Annotated in this window: 12 protein-coding genes; 3 read left to right on the plus strand and 9 right to left on the minus strand. The window is 67.2% G+C overall.

Annotated elements, in window-relative coordinates:
- The first annotated feature begins 184 nt into the window (after positions 1-184).
- On the plus strand, positions 185-1,234 hold the full coding sequence (locus RMP06_RS03745; protein WP_310460440.1) for a branched-chain amino acid ABC transporter permease: 1,050 nt from the start codon (positions 185-187) through the stop codon (positions 1,232-1,234).
- Positions 1,235-1,274: 40 nt separating this feature from the next.
- Here RMP06_RS03745 and RMP06_RS03750 read toward each other — a convergent pair whose 3' ends face one another.
- Positions 1,275-3,611 carry a molybdopterin-dependent oxidoreductase gene (locus RMP06_RS03750; protein ID WP_310460441.1) on the minus strand — a complete coding sequence of 779 codons (2,337 nt, stop codon included), beginning with the start codon at positions 3,609-3,611 and terminating at the stop codon, positions 1,275-1,277.
- A 114-nt stretch (positions 3,612-3,725) separates the two neighbouring features.
- Here RMP06_RS03750 and RMP06_RS03755 point away from each other — a divergent pair, with 114 nt between their 5' ends.
- Positions 3,726-4,313: a TetR family transcriptional regulator gene (locus tag RMP06_RS03755; protein ID WP_310460442.1), complete on the plus strand. Its 588-nt coding sequence runs from the start codon at positions 3,726-3,728 to the stop codon at positions 4,311-4,313.
- A gap of 83 nt (positions 4,314-4,396) precedes the next feature.
- Here the strand turns inward: RMP06_RS03755 and RMP06_RS03760 are convergent, their stop codons facing one another.
- Genes RMP06_RS03760 through accB form a run of 6 tightly spaced genes read right to left on the minus strand, consistent with a single transcriptional unit; the run spans position 4,397 to position 11,953 of the window.
- Complete coding sequence (locus RMP06_RS03760; RefSeq protein ID WP_310460443.1) at positions 4,397-5,632, minus strand: Tm-1-like ATP-binding domain-containing protein; 1,236 nt, start codon at positions 5,630-5,632, stop codon at positions 4,397-4,399.
- Between the two features lie 43 nt (positions 5,633-5,675).
- On the minus strand, positions 5,676-7,703 hold the full coding sequence (locus RMP06_RS03765) for an acetoacetate--CoA ligase (RefSeq protein ID WP_310460444.1): 2,028 nt from the start codon (positions 7,701-7,703) through the stop codon (positions 5,676-5,678).
- Positions 7,700-8,572, minus strand: a complete 873-nt coding sequence (locus tag RMP06_RS03770; protein ID WP_310460445.1) for an HAD-IIA family hydrolase — start codon at positions 8,570-8,572, stop codon at positions 7,700-7,702. Before RMP06_RS03770 ends, RMP06_RS03765 begins: the two co-directional genes overlap by 4 nt.
- Complete coding sequence (locus RMP06_RS03775) at positions 8,569-10,065, minus strand: hypothetical protein (RefSeq protein WP_310460446.1); 1,497 nt, start codon at positions 10,063-10,065, stop codon at positions 8,569-8,571. The genes RMP06_RS03770 and RMP06_RS03775 overlap by 4 nt, the downstream gene beginning before the upstream one ends.
- Positions 10,065-11,486 (minus strand): acetyl-CoA carboxylase biotin carboxylase subunit, encoded by a 1,422-nt coding sequence (locus tag RMP06_RS03780; RefSeq protein ID WP_310460447.1) that lies wholly within the window; start codon positions 11,484-11,486, stop codon positions 10,065-10,067. Before RMP06_RS03780 ends, RMP06_RS03775 begins: the two co-directional genes overlap by 1 nt.
- A gap of 8 nt (positions 11,487-11,494) precedes the next feature.
- A complete protein-coding gene (gene accB / locus RMP06_RS03785) occupies positions 11,495-11,953 on the minus strand; it encodes an acetyl-CoA carboxylase biotin carboxyl carrier protein (RefSeq protein WP_310460448.1) in 459 nt (152 codons plus the stop codon).
- 81 nt (positions 11,954-12,034) lie between these two features.
- Here accB and RMP06_RS03790 point away from each other — a divergent pair, with 81 nt between their 5' ends.
- Positions 12,035-12,883 carry a helix-turn-helix domain-containing protein gene (locus RMP06_RS03790; protein WP_310460449.1) on the plus strand — a complete coding sequence of 283 codons (849 nt, stop codon included), beginning with the start codon at positions 12,035-12,037 and terminating at the stop codon, positions 12,881-12,883.
- A gap of 20 nt (positions 12,884-12,903) precedes the next feature.
- Here RMP06_RS03790 and RMP06_RS03795 read toward each other — a convergent pair whose 3' ends face one another.
- Both RMP06_RS03795 and RMP06_RS03800 read right to left on the minus strand, forming a co-directional pair.
- Positions 12,904-14,391: a DUF3482 domain-containing protein gene (locus RMP06_RS03795; protein ID WP_310460450.1), complete on the minus strand. Its 1,488-nt coding sequence runs from the start codon at positions 14,389-14,391 to the stop codon at positions 12,904-12,906.
- Complete coding sequence (locus RMP06_RS03800) at positions 14,388-15,869, minus strand: DUF2868 domain-containing protein (protein ID WP_310460451.1); 1,482 nt, start codon at positions 15,867-15,869, stop codon at positions 14,388-14,390. Before RMP06_RS03800 ends, RMP06_RS03795 begins: the two co-directional genes overlap by 4 nt.
- Positions 15,870-16,127: the final 258 nt, after the last annotated feature.

The raw sequence follows: 16,127 nt of genomic DNA on the forward strand, positions 1-16,127 counted from the left end.
TGGTGGGCGGCATCGTCCTTGGCGTCGCACAGAGCATTGGCGCGCAGGTGCATCCACAAGGCTTCCTCATCGCCGGGCACGTTGTCTTCCTGGCGGTGCTGCTGGCACGGGTGTACGCCACGAACACCTTGCGCCGCTGGACCCGATCCCTTCAAAGCCGCTTTGGCAGCCGAGCCTGAACGCCATGAACCTGACTCCACGCGCACCCGCTGCCCTTGCCACCGCGCATGTCACGCGCTGGACCGTGCCTTCGATCGCGACGGTGTCGCTGGTGGTGGCGGCCCAGCTCGTGCTGATCGCCGGGCCGCTGTTCCTGTCGGCCAACGTGGTCGAGCGCCTCACGACCCTGTTCATCTACGGCATCCTGGCCCTGATGTGGAACGCGCTGGCGGGCTACGCTGGCCTGCTGTCCGTCGGGCACCAGGCGTTCTTCGGCCTGGGGGCGTATGCCGCTGTCCGACTGGCCGACTGGGGTGTCAGTCCCTACCCGGCACTGCTGCTGGGGGCGGTGCTGGTCGGTGCGCTGTCCTTGCCCGTCTCCGCTTTCATGCTGCGGTTGCGCGACGGTGAATTCGCGATCGGCATGTGGGTTGTCGCCGCGCTGTGCCATTTGCTGGTCAACCTGGACAACCTCGTCCAGGGTGAAACGGGCACCTCGCTGATCGCGCTGCAGGCCTACGCGGCCGATGACCGGCGCAGTTACACCTACTGGGCCGCCCTGGGCACCATGGCCGCCCTGGGCTGGCTGGTGTTCGTGATGTTGCGCGGCAAGATGGGCACGGCCGCGCAGGCCATCCGCGACAACGAGGAAGCGGCCGGCTCGGTGGGCGTGCGTGTGCTGCCCTCCAAGCGCCTGATCTTCGTGCTGTCGGCGTTCGGCTGTGCGGCGGCGGGTGCCTTGTGGCTGGCCAGCTCGATCACGTTCCAGCCCAAGACCTACTTCAGCGTGCAGTGGACGGCGTACATGATCTTCATGGTGCTGGTCGGCGGCATCGGCACCTACGAAGGCCCGATCCTCGGCGCGGTGCTGTTCTTCACCATGGAGACCCTGTTCGGCGCCACCGGCGTGACCTACCTGATCGGCCTCGGCGCGACCGCCCTGCTGTTTGCGCTGCTGATGCCGCGTGGCATCTGGGGCGAGATCGAACATCGCCTGGGGTTGCAACTGCTGCCGGTGGGGTATCGGTTGAGGCCGGGGCTGACTGACAGCACGGTTGCCTCACCACGGAAGTGACAAAGCAAGGTGTGTGCTCCGGCCACGACGTGCGTCATGGTCATGCGGTTGCCTCCTGCGTGACGACCCGGCGTTCGATCCTCACGGGCACGTACTTGTGCCAGGGCGTGCCGGCGAAGGGGTCGCGGCTTTCCGTATCGGTGAGTTCATTGAGCGAGACGCCCTTGTGCATTTCAGTGCCGTCGGCCGCCGTGTAGTCGAGGCCGTGGCCATTGGGCAGAGACACATGGCCGCGCTGCAAGTCATCGCCCATCTCGACCACCGCTTGCGCGTTGCCACGGCGGGTCGTCATGCTGACCCAGTCGCCTTCCTTGCAGCCGATCTTCTCGGCGTCTGCCGGGTGCATGCGCAGCGTGCCGAAGGTGCCTCGGCGATGCCAGGCCGCATCGCGGATCGAGGTGTTGCTGGTGTCGCTGCGGCGCTCGCCTGCGGACAGGACGAAGGGGTAGTCGGCATCCTGATGCGGCAGCTTGCTGTCCAAGACGGCCAGTTCCTTCAGCATCTCTTCGACGCACAGGTTGATCTTGTGGTCGGGCAGGCGCACCGCCGACCAACTGTCGGCGTATTCGCTGACCGAGTAGATGACACCCGATGGCTTCGTCAGGATGGCGTCGAACAGCTTGTTGCCCGCCGCGAGCGCACTGCCCCCGAAGCCGGCACGCGCTGCAGCAGCAGGGTGCCCCCGAACGAACAACTGGCTGATACCCCACAGCGAGGCGGCCGGCGCGAAACTCGTGGGCAAGGTCTCGCCCAGCGTGCGGTAAAGAACGACCGGTGCGTAGCGCGCAACCTTCCTATCTCGCGATGTCTTCCAGGCAAATGCCAGACCAAACGCCGTGCGGCCCCAGCGCGCGGCTTGGCGCAGGAAACGGTAGTGGCTGGCGTCGAGTTCGCCCAGCGCCTCTATCAGGCGCGCGTGCATCTCCGCTTCGGTCAGCGTGCCTGGGCGCGACGCGAACAAGGGCTGACGAAGTTGAAAGCCGTTGCGCGGGAACTCCAGGTTGAAGAACGTCGCTTCGGCCTTTTCGAACTGGCTGCTCGCTGGCAGCACATAGTCGGCCTGGCGCGCGGTCTCGGTCATCGCCACGTCGATCACCACGCTCACGTCCAGCGCGCGCAGGGCCTGCCGCATGCGTTGACTGTCGGCCAGCGAGTGGACCGGATTGCTGCTCTCGATGAACATCGCGCGAAAACGACTCGGGTGATCGGTGAGGATCTCGTCCGGAATCACGTTGCAGGGAATCAGCCCCATGATGACCTTGGCGCCCGTGACCGGGCTGTGCGACCCTGGCCGTAGCTTGCCAGCGTTGCCGACGCCGCCAGTGCTCTGCCCCGCCTTCTCTGCGCTTTCTCGTGTGGAGGACGACAAGTTAAGCATCGGCACGAATGCATTGTTGGTGCCAGGCCGCGCGTAGTGCCCGGTCAGCAGCCAGACCAGCCGGTTCAGGTAGCTGTTGAGCGTGGAGTGCAGATTCATCTGCACGCCCAGGTCTTCGATCATCGACACGCTCTTGGCCCGCGCGATGCGCTCGGCCACTTGGCGCAGTAACGCCAGGTCGACGCCGCAAGTCCTGGCGTAGTCGACGATCGAGATACGTTTCAAGGCTTCTGCCACGCGGTCGTAGCCAGTGGTGTGCTCGGCCAGCCATTCCTTTGCGACCAGGCCTTCCTGGACGATGATCGCCGCCAACGCCGTCAGGCACCAAGCGTCTGTGCCAGGGCGCACGGCGAGGTGATAGTCGGCCATCTCAGCGGTCTCGCTGCGGCGCGGGTCGATGACGATCATCGAGCGATTCGGGTCTTTCTGAATCTCGCGCAGGATCACCCGTGTGCGTGCGAACCCGTGCGACTGAAACGGGTTCTTGCCCAGGAAGACCGAGACTTCGGCGTGCTCGAAATCGCCGTGCACGCCCGCGCCCATCATCTTGCCTTGGACCCAGGCCTCGCCCGTCTTTTCCTGCGCCAGTGCGTTCGACCGGTACACGATGCCCAAGGCCTTGATCGTGCTGTCCGCATAAGTGCCACCAAGGTGGTTGCCCTGGCTGCCGCCACCGTAGTAGAGGATGCTGGCACCGCCGTGTTTGGCCTTCACGGCGGCGAACTTCTCAGCGATTTCGCGAATGGCCGTGGCCCAGTCGATGTCTTCGTAGCTGCCGTCCACTCGCCGCCGCTTCGGGCTGGTGATCCGGTCGGCGCCGTTTTGATAGAAGTCCATCCGCTGCGATTTTTCGCAGACGTAGCCCTGGGAGGTAGGGTGGTCCTTGTCACCCCGGGCCTTGACGATCCGGCCGCCCTCGGTTTGCACTTCCAGCCCGCAGTTCAGCGAGCAGATGATGCAGGCCGTCTTCTTCCATTCGGCTGACAGCGGTGTGCTCATGCGTTGCCTCTTTGATGTTGTGTGGCGCAGTACTGCCGCAATGAGATAATGTTCATTATCCTATGGCACTCCATCGACTGAAACGTGTCAACTCGGGGACATCACAATCAGGCCATGCGCTATCCCAAAGATCACAAAGACGCCTCCCGCCAACGGCTCATCGAGCTGGGCGGCAGCCATGCAAAGGAGCATGGGTTCAATGAAAGTGGCATGGCGTCGCTGGCCGCAGCAGCCGGGGTGACCACGGGCGCGCTGTACAAGCACTTCGATGGCAAGGCCAATCTGTTCGCAGCACTGATCGCGGCTGAGCTAGCGCGCACAGCGCAGATGTACGACGGCTTCGACCCTGCCGACCGGAACAGCGCGGCCAGATCGCTGGCGGGGTATCTCAGCCTCCAGCACGTCAGGCACCCGGAACAGGGCTGCCCGTTGCCGTCGCTGACGCCTGAAATTGCGCGTGCAGATGAAGCGGTCAAGGTCGCCTATCAAACGGGACTGCTCGAGATACACGCGAAGTTGCAGCGACTGACCGCCACGTCCGAGGACGCCTGGACATTGATGGCGCAGAACGTCGGCGCCGTGATGCTGGCGCGTGCATTGCACGACGAGAATCTCCAGCAAGACATCCTATCGGCGCTGAGGAAGGCAGGTGAGAATTTGCTCGCCCCCAGCGCTGGTAGCGCGTCCGAACCGAGGCCTTGAAAATCGACGGGGAAGCGATGAAACGCCGTGAAGCGCAATGAAACGGGGGATGCCGAGCGATCGGCATCCCCCGTTTACCGTCCTCAGACCGTGACCGACACCCGGTCCTTGGTGTAAGCCAGTACCTGCGCGACGATCGCATCCGCGAACTGCGCATCGTTGATGTGGCAGTCGAATTCACGCGGAACCACCGACGCTGGCAATGCTTCCTTCAATGCATCGAGGAACACCGGGCACAGCGACGGATCGTGCAGGTGGCCTTCCGGGCTGTCGTGGTGCGAGAAGCCCTTGAGCGGCACGAAGAACGACACCGGACCCTTGGCGTCCGCGATCAGACCACCCATGTGCCTGGCCAGCGCCTGCAGCTCGCTCGCTTCGGTGCGCACCGCCGTCAGCGCGTGGTTGTGCATGTGGTACCGGTGGTTGGGGAACATCGCCTTGGCCATGTCGATCGGGCCGGCCACCATGAAGTCGGCATTGCCCGGCGCGAAGACCACCGGCACGCCCTTCGCCAGTGCCGACTTGGCACGGTCCGGGCCAGCGCTGCACAGGCCGTTGTTGAGGAAATCGTTGATTTCCACCAGCGAGGTATCGACCACCGCGGCCACATCGCGTTCGCCAATGATCTGGTCCATCGCCATGCCGCCGGTGCCGAGGGTATGGAACACCATCACTTCAAAGCCCTTGGCTTCGAGCTGCTTGCGGACATTGACGGTGCAGGCGTCGATCGTGCTGAGCGTCGTCATCGCGATCAAGGGCTTCGGCTCGACGCGCGTCGGCGAATAGTTCTTCGCCATCGCGGCGGTGGCCAGCGCCGCATTGCGGAACACGTCGCGCGTGATGCTGTTCAGGCCGGCGATGTCGCACACCGGGTTGAACATGTTGATGTCCTTGGCGCCGATGAACGGCTTGGTGAAGCCCGACGCCATCGTCGAGACCATCACCTTGGGCAGGCCGTAGGGGAACATGCCCATGACGACGGTGCCCAGCGCCGTGCCCATCGAGCCACCGACGCCGATGATGCCGCTCAAGCCATGCTTGGCGTGGTATTCGAGGGCGCATTTGACCGAGCCTTCGATCATGACCCCCTGGCATTTTCCTTCGTGCTTCAGGTCGCGGACTTCCTGCAAGGTCTTGCCGGCCGCTGCCGCCACCGCTTCTGGCGGAATCTCGACGCTCGCATCGGTCGACTCGCGGATGCTGGGATCGAGGTGGACCACGTCCACGCCCTGCGACTCCAGCACTTCACGGATGTAGCGCGCCTCCACCGCCTTGGTGTCCAGCGTGATGATCATCAGTACCTTGGGCTTGTTGCTCATGTCTTGTCTCCTTCTCGTGTTCACACACGGTTGATGTGCGGGGTCAAGTCGTCCCCGAGGTCTTCATGGTCTCGGCCAGACGCAGAAAGAATCCGATGCTGTTCGGGTTGGCCATCGCATCGGCGCTGGCCACCTTCTCGGGCGCCGCACCCAGCAACAGCTTGCGCACGGGCACTTCCATCTTCTTGCCCGTCAAGGTGCGCGGGATCTCCGCCACCTGGTAGATCTCGTTGGGCACATGCCGCGCAGACGCCTTGCTGCGGATCTGCTGCGCGATGCGCGTTTTCAGCGCCTCGTCGAGCACCACGCCAGGGGCCAGGACCACGAACAAGGGCATGAAGGACGGCCGCCCGAGGTACTCCAGATCGACCACCAGGCTGTCGCGCACCTCCGGCAGTTCTTCCACCACCCGGTAGATTTCGGCGGTGCCCATGCGGATGCCGTGGCGGTTGATCGTTGAATCGGATCGGCCGTAGATCACCGACGTGCCCCGCGGCGTAAAGCGGATCCAGTCGCCATGGCGCCAAACCGCAGGTTTCCCATTTCCGCCGGGGTACATCTCGAAGTAGCTTTCGAGGTAGCGGCGGTTCTCCGGGTCGCCCCAGAAATAGATCGGCATCGACGGCATCGGCTTGGTCACGACCAGTTCGCCCACCTCGTCGATCACCGGCGCGCCGGCGTCGTTGAACGCATAGGCAGCGACGCCCAGTTCACGGCACTGGATCTCGCCCGCGTTGACCGGCAGGATCGGTGCGCAGGCCACGAAGCCCGAAGCGATGTCCGTGCCGCCGCTGATCGAGGCCAGCCACAGGTCCGACTTCACGGCGTCGTAGACCCATTGGTAGGCATCGATCGGCAGCGGAGAACCGGTGGCGTTGATGGCCCGCAGGTGTTGCAGCGGGACCAGGTCGCGGGGACGCAGGCCGTCCTTCATGCAGTTGATCAGGTAGGCCGCACCGCAACCGAACAGCGTGACGCGCTGCTCGTCGATGAAACGCCACAGCGCGGTGGTGTCCGGCCACGCGGGGTTGCCGTCGTACAGCACGATGCTGGTCCCAGTGAGCAAGGCACCGATCTGCAGGTTCCAGACGATCCAGCCCGTGCCGCCCAGGAACAGCAGGCGGTCACCGGGCCGCAGGTCGTGCTGCAGCGCCATGGTCTTCAGGTGCGTCAGCACGATGCCGCCCTGGCTGTGCACGATCGCCTTGGGCAGGCCGGTGGTGCCGGAGGAGTAGACGATCCAGAGCGGGTGCTCGAACGGCAGGCGGTCGAAGCGCAACTCGGCATCCGCCGAAATCGCCTCCGACCAGCTCAGCCGGTCTCGCCATGCGGGCGGCTTGTGCGAGGCCGCACGACACACCGGGCCGGCCACATGGATGACGTGCCGGACGGTCGGCAAGCCGAGCAGCAACTCCTCGACCAGCCCGCGCCGGTCGTGGGTCTTGCCGTTGTAGCGGTAGCTGTCCACCGCCAGCAGCACCTTCGGCTCGATCTGGCGGAAGCGGTCCAGCACCACGGTGGCACCCATGTCGGGCGCACAACTGGACCAGATCGCGCCGAGGCTGGCGCAGGCCAGGAAGGCGACCACGGTCTCGGGGCGGTTCGGCAGGTAGGACGCCACGCGGTCGCCCGGACCCACGCCAAGCTGCCGCAACTGGGCGGCCAGGGCACCTGTATCGCGTTGCAGTTGCGCCCACGACACCTCGTGCGTTCCGGTGTCCTCGCTGCGGGCGATCAGCGCGGGCCGCTCGTCGGTGGCGCTGCGGAAAATGTGCTCTGCGTAGTTCAGGCGCGCATTCGGATACCACTGCGCACCGGGCATGGTGGACACGCCAAGGACGGGATCGCAAGCGCCATCAGCCTGCACCTCGAAGAAGTCCCAGATCGATTGCCAGAACGGTTCCAGCGCATCGACCGACCAGCTCCACAGATCCTGGTAATTGTCGAAGTGCAGCCCGCGCTCGGCTGCCAGCCAGTGCATGTAGGCGGCCAGACGGGTGGGTTCGATCTGATCGGGCCGTGGGGTCCACAGCACCGCACCGGGTGCGTTTGGATGATCCGACGGGTTCATTTCAGCATCTCCAGCAACCGATCGACGCCGCTCAACGACAGATGCGGACGGCTCTGCGGCGGCAGTGCGTCGAAGTCCGCGGCGCTGTTCAAGCCCGTGTGGACGCCGACCGAGAATGCCCCTCCACGCAAGGCCATCGCGTTCTCCAGACTGATGTCGTCACCGACGATGGCCATCTGCGCCGGCTTGATGCCCAGACGCGTGCTCGCGCAAGCCAGCGCCTGCGCCGACGGTTTGCCGACGACCACGGCGTTCTTGCCGGTGACGCTGCGCACGGCCGCGGCAATGGCCCCCGAGACGCCCAGGGTGCGCCCTTCGCGACTCGCCAGGTAGGCCGCCTTGGAAACGGTGTACAGCGCCGCCCCGGCCCACACGGCGCGGCACGCCGCGTCCAGATCCGCCAGCACGAAACCGGGGTACCAGCCAATCAGCACGGCATCGGCGTCGTCCGCGCGCTCCGGCGCCCGCACGACATCGAAGCCCGCGTCCACCAGCGGCTTCCAGACGCCCTCACCACCCAGCACGAGCACCCGCTTGTAACCACGGCGCTTGAACAGGTCGAGTGCCACGCTGACCGGCGTCAGCATCTGCTGCTCGTCGATCTGGATGCCGATGTGGCTCAGGGCGTGCGAGAGATGCGCTGGCGTCTTGGCGCTGCCGTTGGTGAAGGCGACATACGGCACCTCGCGCTGACGCAGCAGTGCGAGCAGTTCACGGGCACCGGGCAGGGGCTGGTAGCCGCTGAGATGCTTGTCCGCGAGCGCGAGCGTTCCGTCCACGTCGAACACGTAGCCACGCACGCCGGCCAGTGTCGGCACGCCGGCATCGGCATCGAGGGCGTGCAGGTTGCTGATCAGGCGGCGGCTCATGCGGACTGCCCCGGTGCGGAGGACGACCGGTGTGAACGCAGGTCCACGAGAAACCCATCCCGCTCGAAACGCGCATGGGTCACGTCGGGTCGCCGCGTCAGCTCGGTGATGAGTTTTTCGACCGGGCTGGCCACGGCGCTGTAGGTCTCGCGGGTCGGGCCGGCGGCCAGCATGGCGTCCACCTGCTCCGCCGGCATCGTGGCGCGCAACAGGAACTCCTCGTCGGAGAGCCGGGCGTCGAAACGCCGCCGCAGTTCGGACAGCTCGGGCATGGCCGCCTGACCGGACAGCTCGCGCGCCCGCGGCAACTGCTCGATCCGGTCGCGCACGTTCGGGTCCATCGGCGCGGGCGGCGTGCCGAACTTGCCGAGCACGTAGCGGATCACTTCGTCGGGCACGTTCGCATACCGCTCGGGGGCCAGCACGTTCATCACCGCCTGCGTCCCGACGACCTGCGAGAACGGCGTGACCATGATCGGGTAACCCAGCTCGCGGCGCACGCGTTCGACCTCCTCGAACACCTCCGGCAGGCGGTGCTCCTGGCGCATCTCGCGCAACTGGCGCCGCATCGTGCCGATCATTCCGCCCGGCAACTGGTGCTGGAAGTAGCGCATGTCGTACTCCTGCGGCACACCGGTCGCGAGGCCCTCGGCTGCCGCCAGCTTCTCGAAGTAGCGGCTGATGCGGGCGATCGCGTCCATGTCCAGATCGATCGAGATGCCCTTGCTGCGCAGATTGGCCACCACGTTCTCGATCGCCGGCTGGCTGCTGCCGTTGCCGAGCGGGCGTGCGGCGGTGTGCAGGGTTTGCACACCCAGCTCCGGCGCTTCGGCGTAGGTGAAGGGCGCCAGGCCGATCGTGCAGTGCGAGTGCAGCTCCAGCGGCTTGTCGCCGAGGGCGGCACGCAGCACCGGCAACAGCGTGCGTGCGCGCTCCGGGGTCAGCAGCCCGCCCGGGTCTTTCAGGTAGACCCGCGTGATCGCCGGCAACGCCGCCAGTTGGCGTGCCGCCGCAGCGAAGTGCGCGTCATCGTGGATCGGGCTGACCGTGTAGACGATCGCGCCAACGATCTCGCGTCCACCGGCTGCGGCGATCGCCGTGGCGCTGTCGGTCACGGCCTGCATGTTGTTCATGGGGTCCATCACCATGAAACGCTCGATGCCGTTGCGGACCAGCAGTTGGTAGGACAGCGCCATCAGCTCAGGGTGCGCCGTCTCCCACGAGATGAAGCGCATGCCGGTGGACAGGAAGCTGAGCGACGTGCGCGGCATGCGCGCCTTCATCAGGCGGATGCGCTCCCAGGGGTTCTCCTTGTGGAAGCGCACCGTGACCGCCATGTGCGTGCTGGTCGAAAAGTCGATCGCGCGGTAGCCGACGCGGTCCAGGTCGGCCGCGATCTCCAGCATCATCCCGGTGCGCAGACCGACGGCGCCCCACAGGCTTTGATTGCCGTCGCGCAGCGTCGTGTCGATGAAATCGAGGGGTGCGCTCATCAGCGTTTTCCTTGCACGGGTTGGGCGGGTTGGATGAAGGCCGCAGCGTCAGGGCTGGCCAGGAAGCGGCCGAGGAATCCGGTGTCGAAACCGCCGGCCGTGAATTCGGGCGTGGCCAGCACGGCGCGGTGCAGCGCGATGTTGTTCAGCACGCCATCGACGCGCACGTCCGCGAGCGAGGCCAGCAGCAGGCGCCGCGCTTCGTCGCGCGTCTGTCCGGTCGCGATGACCTTGGCGATCATCGAGTCGTAGTACGGCGAAATCATCGCGCCGCGCTCGATGTGGGTGTCCACGCGCAAGCCTTCGCGCACCGGGAAGTGCGCGTCGGTGACACGGCCCGGCGCCGGGCGGAAGTCATGCACCGGGTCTTCGGCGTTGATGCGGCACTCGATCGCGTGGCCGGTCAACCGGACATCGGCCTGGGTCAGGCGCAGGCGCTGGCCTTGTGCGACAGCGATCTGCTCGGCCACCAGGTCGAGGCCGGTGATCTGTTCCGTCACCGGGTGTTCGACCTGAATCCGGGCGTTCATTTCCAGGAAGTAGAAGCGTTGCCGCGCGATATCGACCAGGAACTCGACCGTGCCCAGGCTGCGGTAGCCGATGTGCCTGGAGAAGCGCACGGCGGCCGCGTGCAGGTCGCGTCGCATGGTGTCGTCCAACGACGGTGCGGGGGCTTCTTCGATGAGCTTCTGGTAGCGCCGCTGCACCGAGCAGTCACGGTCCCCGAGGTGAATGATGTTGTCCCCGTCCCCGAGGATCTGCACTTCGACGTGGCGCCCTTGCGTGACGAAGCATTCGACGAACACCCGACCATCACCGAAGGCGGCGAGGGCTTCGGAGCTGGCCATGTCGAACAAGGCAGCGAGTTCGTCGGGCGTGTTGGCCCGCTTCAGGCCGCGCCCGCCGCCGCCGCCGACCGCCTTGATGAGGACTGGATAGCCGATCGTCTCCGCCAGAGCCAGGGCCGCTGGCAGGCTATCGACCGGGCCGCCGGGCGCGATCGGCACACCGGCTTCCTCGGCGCAGCGACGCGCCTCCAGCTTGTCGCCCACGCGCTCGATCTGCGCGGCGGTGGGGCCGATGAAGATGACACCGTGTTCCTCGCACGCGGCGGCGAAGGCAGCGCGTTCGGAGAGGAAGCCATAGCCCGGGTGAATCGCCTGCGCGCCGACACCGCGGGCGGCTTCGATGAGGGTGCCGATCTGCAGGTAGCTGTCAGTGGCTCGGGCCGGGCCGATGCACACGGCGCGGTCTGCCAGGCGTGCGCCCAGCGTGTCGCGGTCGGCTGCCGAGACGGCGAGGACCGACTCGATCCCCAGTTGCTTGAGCGTGCGGATGATGCGCACGGCGATCTCGCCACGGTTGGCGACCAGGACACGCCGAATCGGGCCGTCCGCGATCATGTGTTCTGCGTTGCGCATGGTCGCGCTCACGCCGGACGCACGCGCATCAGCACTTGTTCGAATTCGACAAGGTCACCGTCGCGCACGAGGACTTCAACCAGCACACCCTCGACCCCGGCGGCAACCGAGTTCATCAGCTTCATGACTTCGATGATCCCCACGGCACTGTCGGCGGTGATGCGGGTGCCGATGGCGACGAAGGGGCTGGCGCCGGGCTTGGGGGCGCCGTAGAAGGTGCCGAGCATCGGGGCGCGGATCTCGACCAGGGTCGGGTCGCTGGTGGGCTGCACGGCGGCCACCGGAGCCGCAGCACGCGCCGGCGATGCGATCGGCAGTGGCGCTGCAGCGTGGGAGGTGGGCACGGCCGGCGCGCCGTTTCGACGCAAGGTCAGCTTGATCCCCTCGGCTTCGAGGTGCAGCTCGTCGAAATGAGAACTGTCGAGCAGCTGGATCAGCCGTTGGACATCGTCGTGGGAAAAACTCATGTTGGTCGGTCTCCGGGTGTGGCCGAAGTATTTGCTTCGACCAGATCCGCCGGGTAGCATCGCGCACCAGGTTTTCTCCTGGTGAAACTCACCGCCTCACTGCCCACCCGCAACCCACCCATGCGCGACTACAAGGTCAAGACGATCCGGGCACTGGACCGCGGTCTGGAAGTGCTGACCTATCTCCACCAGGCGCGCGCCGCCAGCCTGCACGACCTGTTCCTGGCGACCAACCTGCCCAAGGCCACGCTCACGCGGCTGATCGTGACCCTGGAAAAGCGCGGCATGGTCTGGCAGCGACTCGCCGACGGCGCCTACATGGCGAGCCACACGCTGCAGCCGCGTGCACCGCAACTCAGCGACGAGAACTATCTGGTCGAGGTGGCGTCACCCGTGATGGAGCGTCTGTGCAGCAAGGTCAACTGGCCCTCCGTGCTGGCCGTCCCGCGGCTCGATTGCATGGAGGTGATCGAGACCAACCGGCCGAAGTCCTACTTCTCGCACGTCCCCGTCGGGCCGATCGGCTTTCGGATCAACTTGCTGCGCTCTGCGACGGGTCGCGCCTACATCGCCTTCTGCAGCGAAAGCGAGCGCCAGGCCATGCTGCTGCGGCTGGCCGCCAGCAACGAGCCAGGCAACTTCATGGCGCGGAATCCGGAGATGGTCGAGCGCCTGCTCGGCGAGACCAGGCACCTGGGATACGGCCACCGGACGCCCGATTTCGGCGGCCATTTCGACCAGAGCCGGCGCGAGTGGAACGATGACCGGGATTCGATCGCCGTGCCGATCTGGGTCGGTGACGAGGTCATCGCGGCCATCAACCTGACATGGATGCACAAGGTGGCCACCGTGGCCGAAATGGTCAAGAAGAACCTCCCGCAGCTCAGTGCCGCCGCACGGGAAATCTCGATGCGGCTGGTCGAACCGTAGCGCGGTGTCCCGGCGAGGATTCACGTTGCGGGTACATCGATACCGCGCACCGGCACGGGTGCCTGCGGGTACAGCGTCGCCAGCACCTGCCGACACGTCGGCGCCAGCACCTCCTGCAACGCCGTGGCCGTGGTGGCCTCGTCGCTGCGCTCCGTCCACAGTGCGGCGAGCACCGGCCGGCTTGGCGCCAATGCAGCGTCCACCACCGCGCGCCACTGCGCCGGCGCCTCGGACTGCGCCCACGGCCCGCGACCCCGCCCGAAATGCGCCACCGCCAGATAGCGCAGCAGCGCCGCCTCGACCGCCGCATCCAGCGCCTCGGGCTGCCAGCCGAGCCACGACTCGTCCAGCCCGCGCACCAGGTTGACGCCATGCGCCAGCCCCATCGCCCCCAGTGCGCCAAGCACGCCCCCCGCGATCAACCCACCACCCAGCGTCAGTCCGCCGGTGGCCAGGTCAGCGCCCAGCCCCGTGAGCGCGCCAGAGACCATGCCGCCGATCACCGCCGCGGTGCCCGTGCCGACGCGCTCGCGCCGGTCGAACTGGCTGCCGACGCGGGCGAGGATGTCTTCGGCCGCCGCCTGCCCTTCCAGGGCGTGCAGGCGCAGCAAGTCGCTGGTGCTGCTGCGCACTTCGCTGTCCAGCCGCGCCAGCAACGCCTCCTGCGCCTTCATGCGCGGATCGGCTTCGTCGCGGCGCAAGCCCAGCGCGCTGCCGACCTGCCGCAGCGCCGTGCGCAGCGAGCCCGCTTCCGGCACAGTCTCGCGGGCGTGGGCGATGCGGGCGAGGCTGTCGGCCAGCGTGCGCATCGCGGTGTCGAAGGTGGCCAGCCGCTGTGCCTGCCAGACGCCACGCAGCCGGCCCATCAACGGTTGGCGCTCAGGCGGCAGGGCGGCTTCGATCGCCTGCAGCAGCGTCAGCTCCTGCACCCAGCAGCGGGCAAATGCATCCATCGGCAACACGGCGCGCACCTGCTTCTGCGCGGCGAGGTGGGTGCGCCACCGTTCGATCTCGGCGGCTTCCTGCGCGGGCTGTCCCGGCGCACCGAGCTGGTTGAGCAGCACGATCACCGGCAGCCCCGTCCACGCCAGCAACGCCATCTCCGGGGCCACGTAACCCGCCGCCTCGGGTGATTCCGCGGCGCTGACGAGGTAAAGCACCACATCCGCCTCGTCGCGCACGTTGCGCAGCGCCATCTGGCTGGCCCAGAAGGCCCGGTCGCGCCAGCGGTCCCAGACCTCGGTGAGCAGCCAGCCGAGCGGGTTGCCGGACTGCTGCATGCGCTTCGCCAGCCGCACGCTGTCGCCAAAGCCGGGCGTGTCCCACAGCGTCAGGCACTCGCCCTGCGGCGTGTCGAGCATGCGGTGCTCGTCGGCGAAGTCGGTGACGTGGGTTGCGTCGCGCACGGTGCCGATGTCGCGGCCGAGCAGGGTACGCGCCAGCGTGGTCTTGCCGATGTTGGTATGCGAGACCAGGCTCAGCGCGAGGGTGTTGTCCCGGCGGCTCATGCGGTGGCTCCGTCGAGTTGCCGGCGCACGGCGGTGGCCGATGGCTCGACCGGCACCCCGTCACGCACCGCCAGCACGGTCAACCCCAGGTCTGTCGCCAGCGCCTGCCACGCGGCGCGGCGCTGCTCGATGCGCTCGGGCGCGGTCTGGCCGAAGCGCTGCACGAAGCCGCTTTCATCGACCACCAGCACGCAGCGTGGTGCACCAGCCTTGGCTGCGGCCCCCTGCAGCGCCCGCAGCCAGCGGCCGTGGACCTCGGTTTCGGGTGTGGCGGACAGGTCGAAGCGTGGCAAGACCAGCGTCGGCCGGCCCGACAGCGACACCGCGAGTGCGGTGTCATCCTCGCTGCCGTAGGCGCGCATCGGCTGCACCTGCCACACCATCGTTTCGCCCAGCAGCGGCTGCAGCCAGCCGCGCAGCGCCTCGTTCGCCGCCGGTGTGGTGTCCTGCGCATAGGGCAGCAGCGTCACGCGCGCCTGCTCGCGGCGCTGCTGGCGCAGCAGTTCGTCGAAATACGGCTCGCCTTCCAGCTTCAGCGGAAACCGCTTCGACCACCACAGCGCCCGCAGTCCACCCAGCCCCGCCAGCACCAGCCGTGGCACGACAACGAGCATCGCCAGCGTGAGCGCCTGCAGGTGAATCCACGGTGCGGCGCTGTTGGCCGGCGTCGCCGCGGGTGGCTCGCCGCCGACCAGGCGCATCGCCTCGAATCCGGCCAGATCGGGCAAGGCAATGGGCGAAACCACGAAGGGCAGCCACTGCAAAAAATGCAGCGCCTGCTGGGCGGGCCAGTAGAGCGCGCTCAGCACCTGGTGCACCGTGGACGCACCGAGAAAGGTGCTGGCCCAGCCGGCGCGGTAGTCCAGCCCCAGCCCGCGCAGGTACAGGCCGGCGATCACCCCCAGCGCCAGTCCGGCCGCACCCAGGTGCATCAGCACACCCGCCCGCGCCAGCGACAGCGGCGCGCTGGCGACCGTCCAGGTCTGCGCGACGCGGTCGAAAACCGGCTCCTGCCGCGCCCCGCGCAGCAGACCGCGCAGGTCCAGCATCCGGCGCGACAGGCCGCGGCGCATCCAGCCATCCGGAAACGGCAGCACCAGCAGCAGGTAGACCAGCACGTTCCACGCGACCAGGCCCCAGACGCCGGTGCCGAGCAGGTTGATGCGGTGCCCCGCCCCGACCGTATCCGCCACGAACCCGAGCACCACGCCCAGCAGCAACGCCGCCACCGCCCAGCGGCGGTGCCAGAGACGGTGCGCCAACCAGGCGGCCACGGGCGCCGCGCGAGGTGCGAGCCGCCGGACTGCGGCATCCGCCCGGGCGGCGATGAAACGGTCGGCGCGGGCAGCAGGATCGGCGCCTTCGAGCGCGACACGGGTGGCCCAGCGCCGGTCGTCGGCAGTCCAGAGCGGGTGGTCGGATCCGGCGGTCTCGAACGCCTGGATCAGCAGCACTTGTCGGGCGGTCGATTCATCCATCGGGAGACTGTACCGTGCGGAACCCAGCCCGCGCCGATCCGACAGGATGGGCCGTTCAGCGCCGCTTCATCCGGCCACTTGACCGCGCAAACGGGCGGCACACTGCGACCGGCAATCGTCGCCCCACGCCCCCCACACCCCATGTTCCTCGCCAGGCTGGTCCGTTTACTGCTGTGTACCCCCTTGGCCGCCCTGCTGCGGTCAGCGGGTGCGCCGTGGGCATGGCCGGCTGGCGATGCGGGCACCGTCTCCGCTCCA

The organism is Sphaerotilus sp. (assembly GCF_031429695.1).
Classification (GTDB): Bacteria; Pseudomonadota; Gammaproteobacteria; order Burkholderiales; family Burkholderiaceae_C; genus Sphaerotilus.

What these genes read in the sequence shown, in the direction of transcription:
- RMP06_RS03745 (WP_310460440.1), top strand. Translation starts at nt 185, where the DNA reads ATGAACCTGACTCCACGCGCACCCGCTGCCCTTGCCACCGCGCATGTC.
- RMP06_RS03750 (WP_310460441.1), bottom strand. Translation starts at nt 3,611, where the DNA reads ATGAGCACACCGCTGTCAGCCGAATGGAAGAAGACGGCCTGCATCATC.
- RMP06_RS03755 (WP_310460442.1), top strand. Translation starts at nt 3,726, where the DNA reads ATGCGCTATCCCAAAGATCACAAAGACGCCTCCCGCCAACGGCTCATC.
- RMP06_RS03760 (WP_310460443.1), bottom strand. Translation starts at nt 5,632, where the DNA reads ATGAGCAACAAGCCCAAGGTACTGATGATCATCACGCTGGACACCAAG.
- RMP06_RS03765 (WP_310460444.1), bottom strand. Translation starts at nt 7,703, where the DNA reads ATGAACCCGTCGGATCATCCAAACGCACCCGGTGCGGTGCTGTGGACC.
- RMP06_RS03770 (WP_310460445.1), bottom strand. Translation starts at nt 8,572, where the DNA reads ATGAGCCGCCGCCTGATCAGCAACCTGCACGCCCTCGATGCCGATGCC.
- RMP06_RS03775 (WP_310460446.1), bottom strand. Translation starts at nt 10,065, where the DNA reads ATGAGCGCACCCCTCGATTTCATCGACACGACGCTGCGCGACGGCAAT.
- RMP06_RS03780 (WP_310460447.1), bottom strand. Translation starts at nt 11,486, where the DNA reads ATGCGCAACGCAGAACACATGATCGCGGACGGCCCGATTCGGCGTGTC.
- accB (WP_310460448.1), bottom strand. Translation starts at nt 11,953, where the DNA reads ATGAGTTTTTCCCACGACGATGTCCAACGGCTGATCCAGCTGCTCGAC.
- RMP06_RS03795 (WP_310460450.1), bottom strand. Translation starts at nt 14,391, where the DNA reads ATGAGCCGCCGGGACAACACCCTCGCGCTGAGCCTGGTCTCGCATACC.
- RMP06_RS03800 (WP_310460451.1), bottom strand. Translation starts at nt 15,869, where the DNA reads ATGGATGAATCGACCGCCCGACAAGTGCTGCTGATCCAGGCGTTCGAG.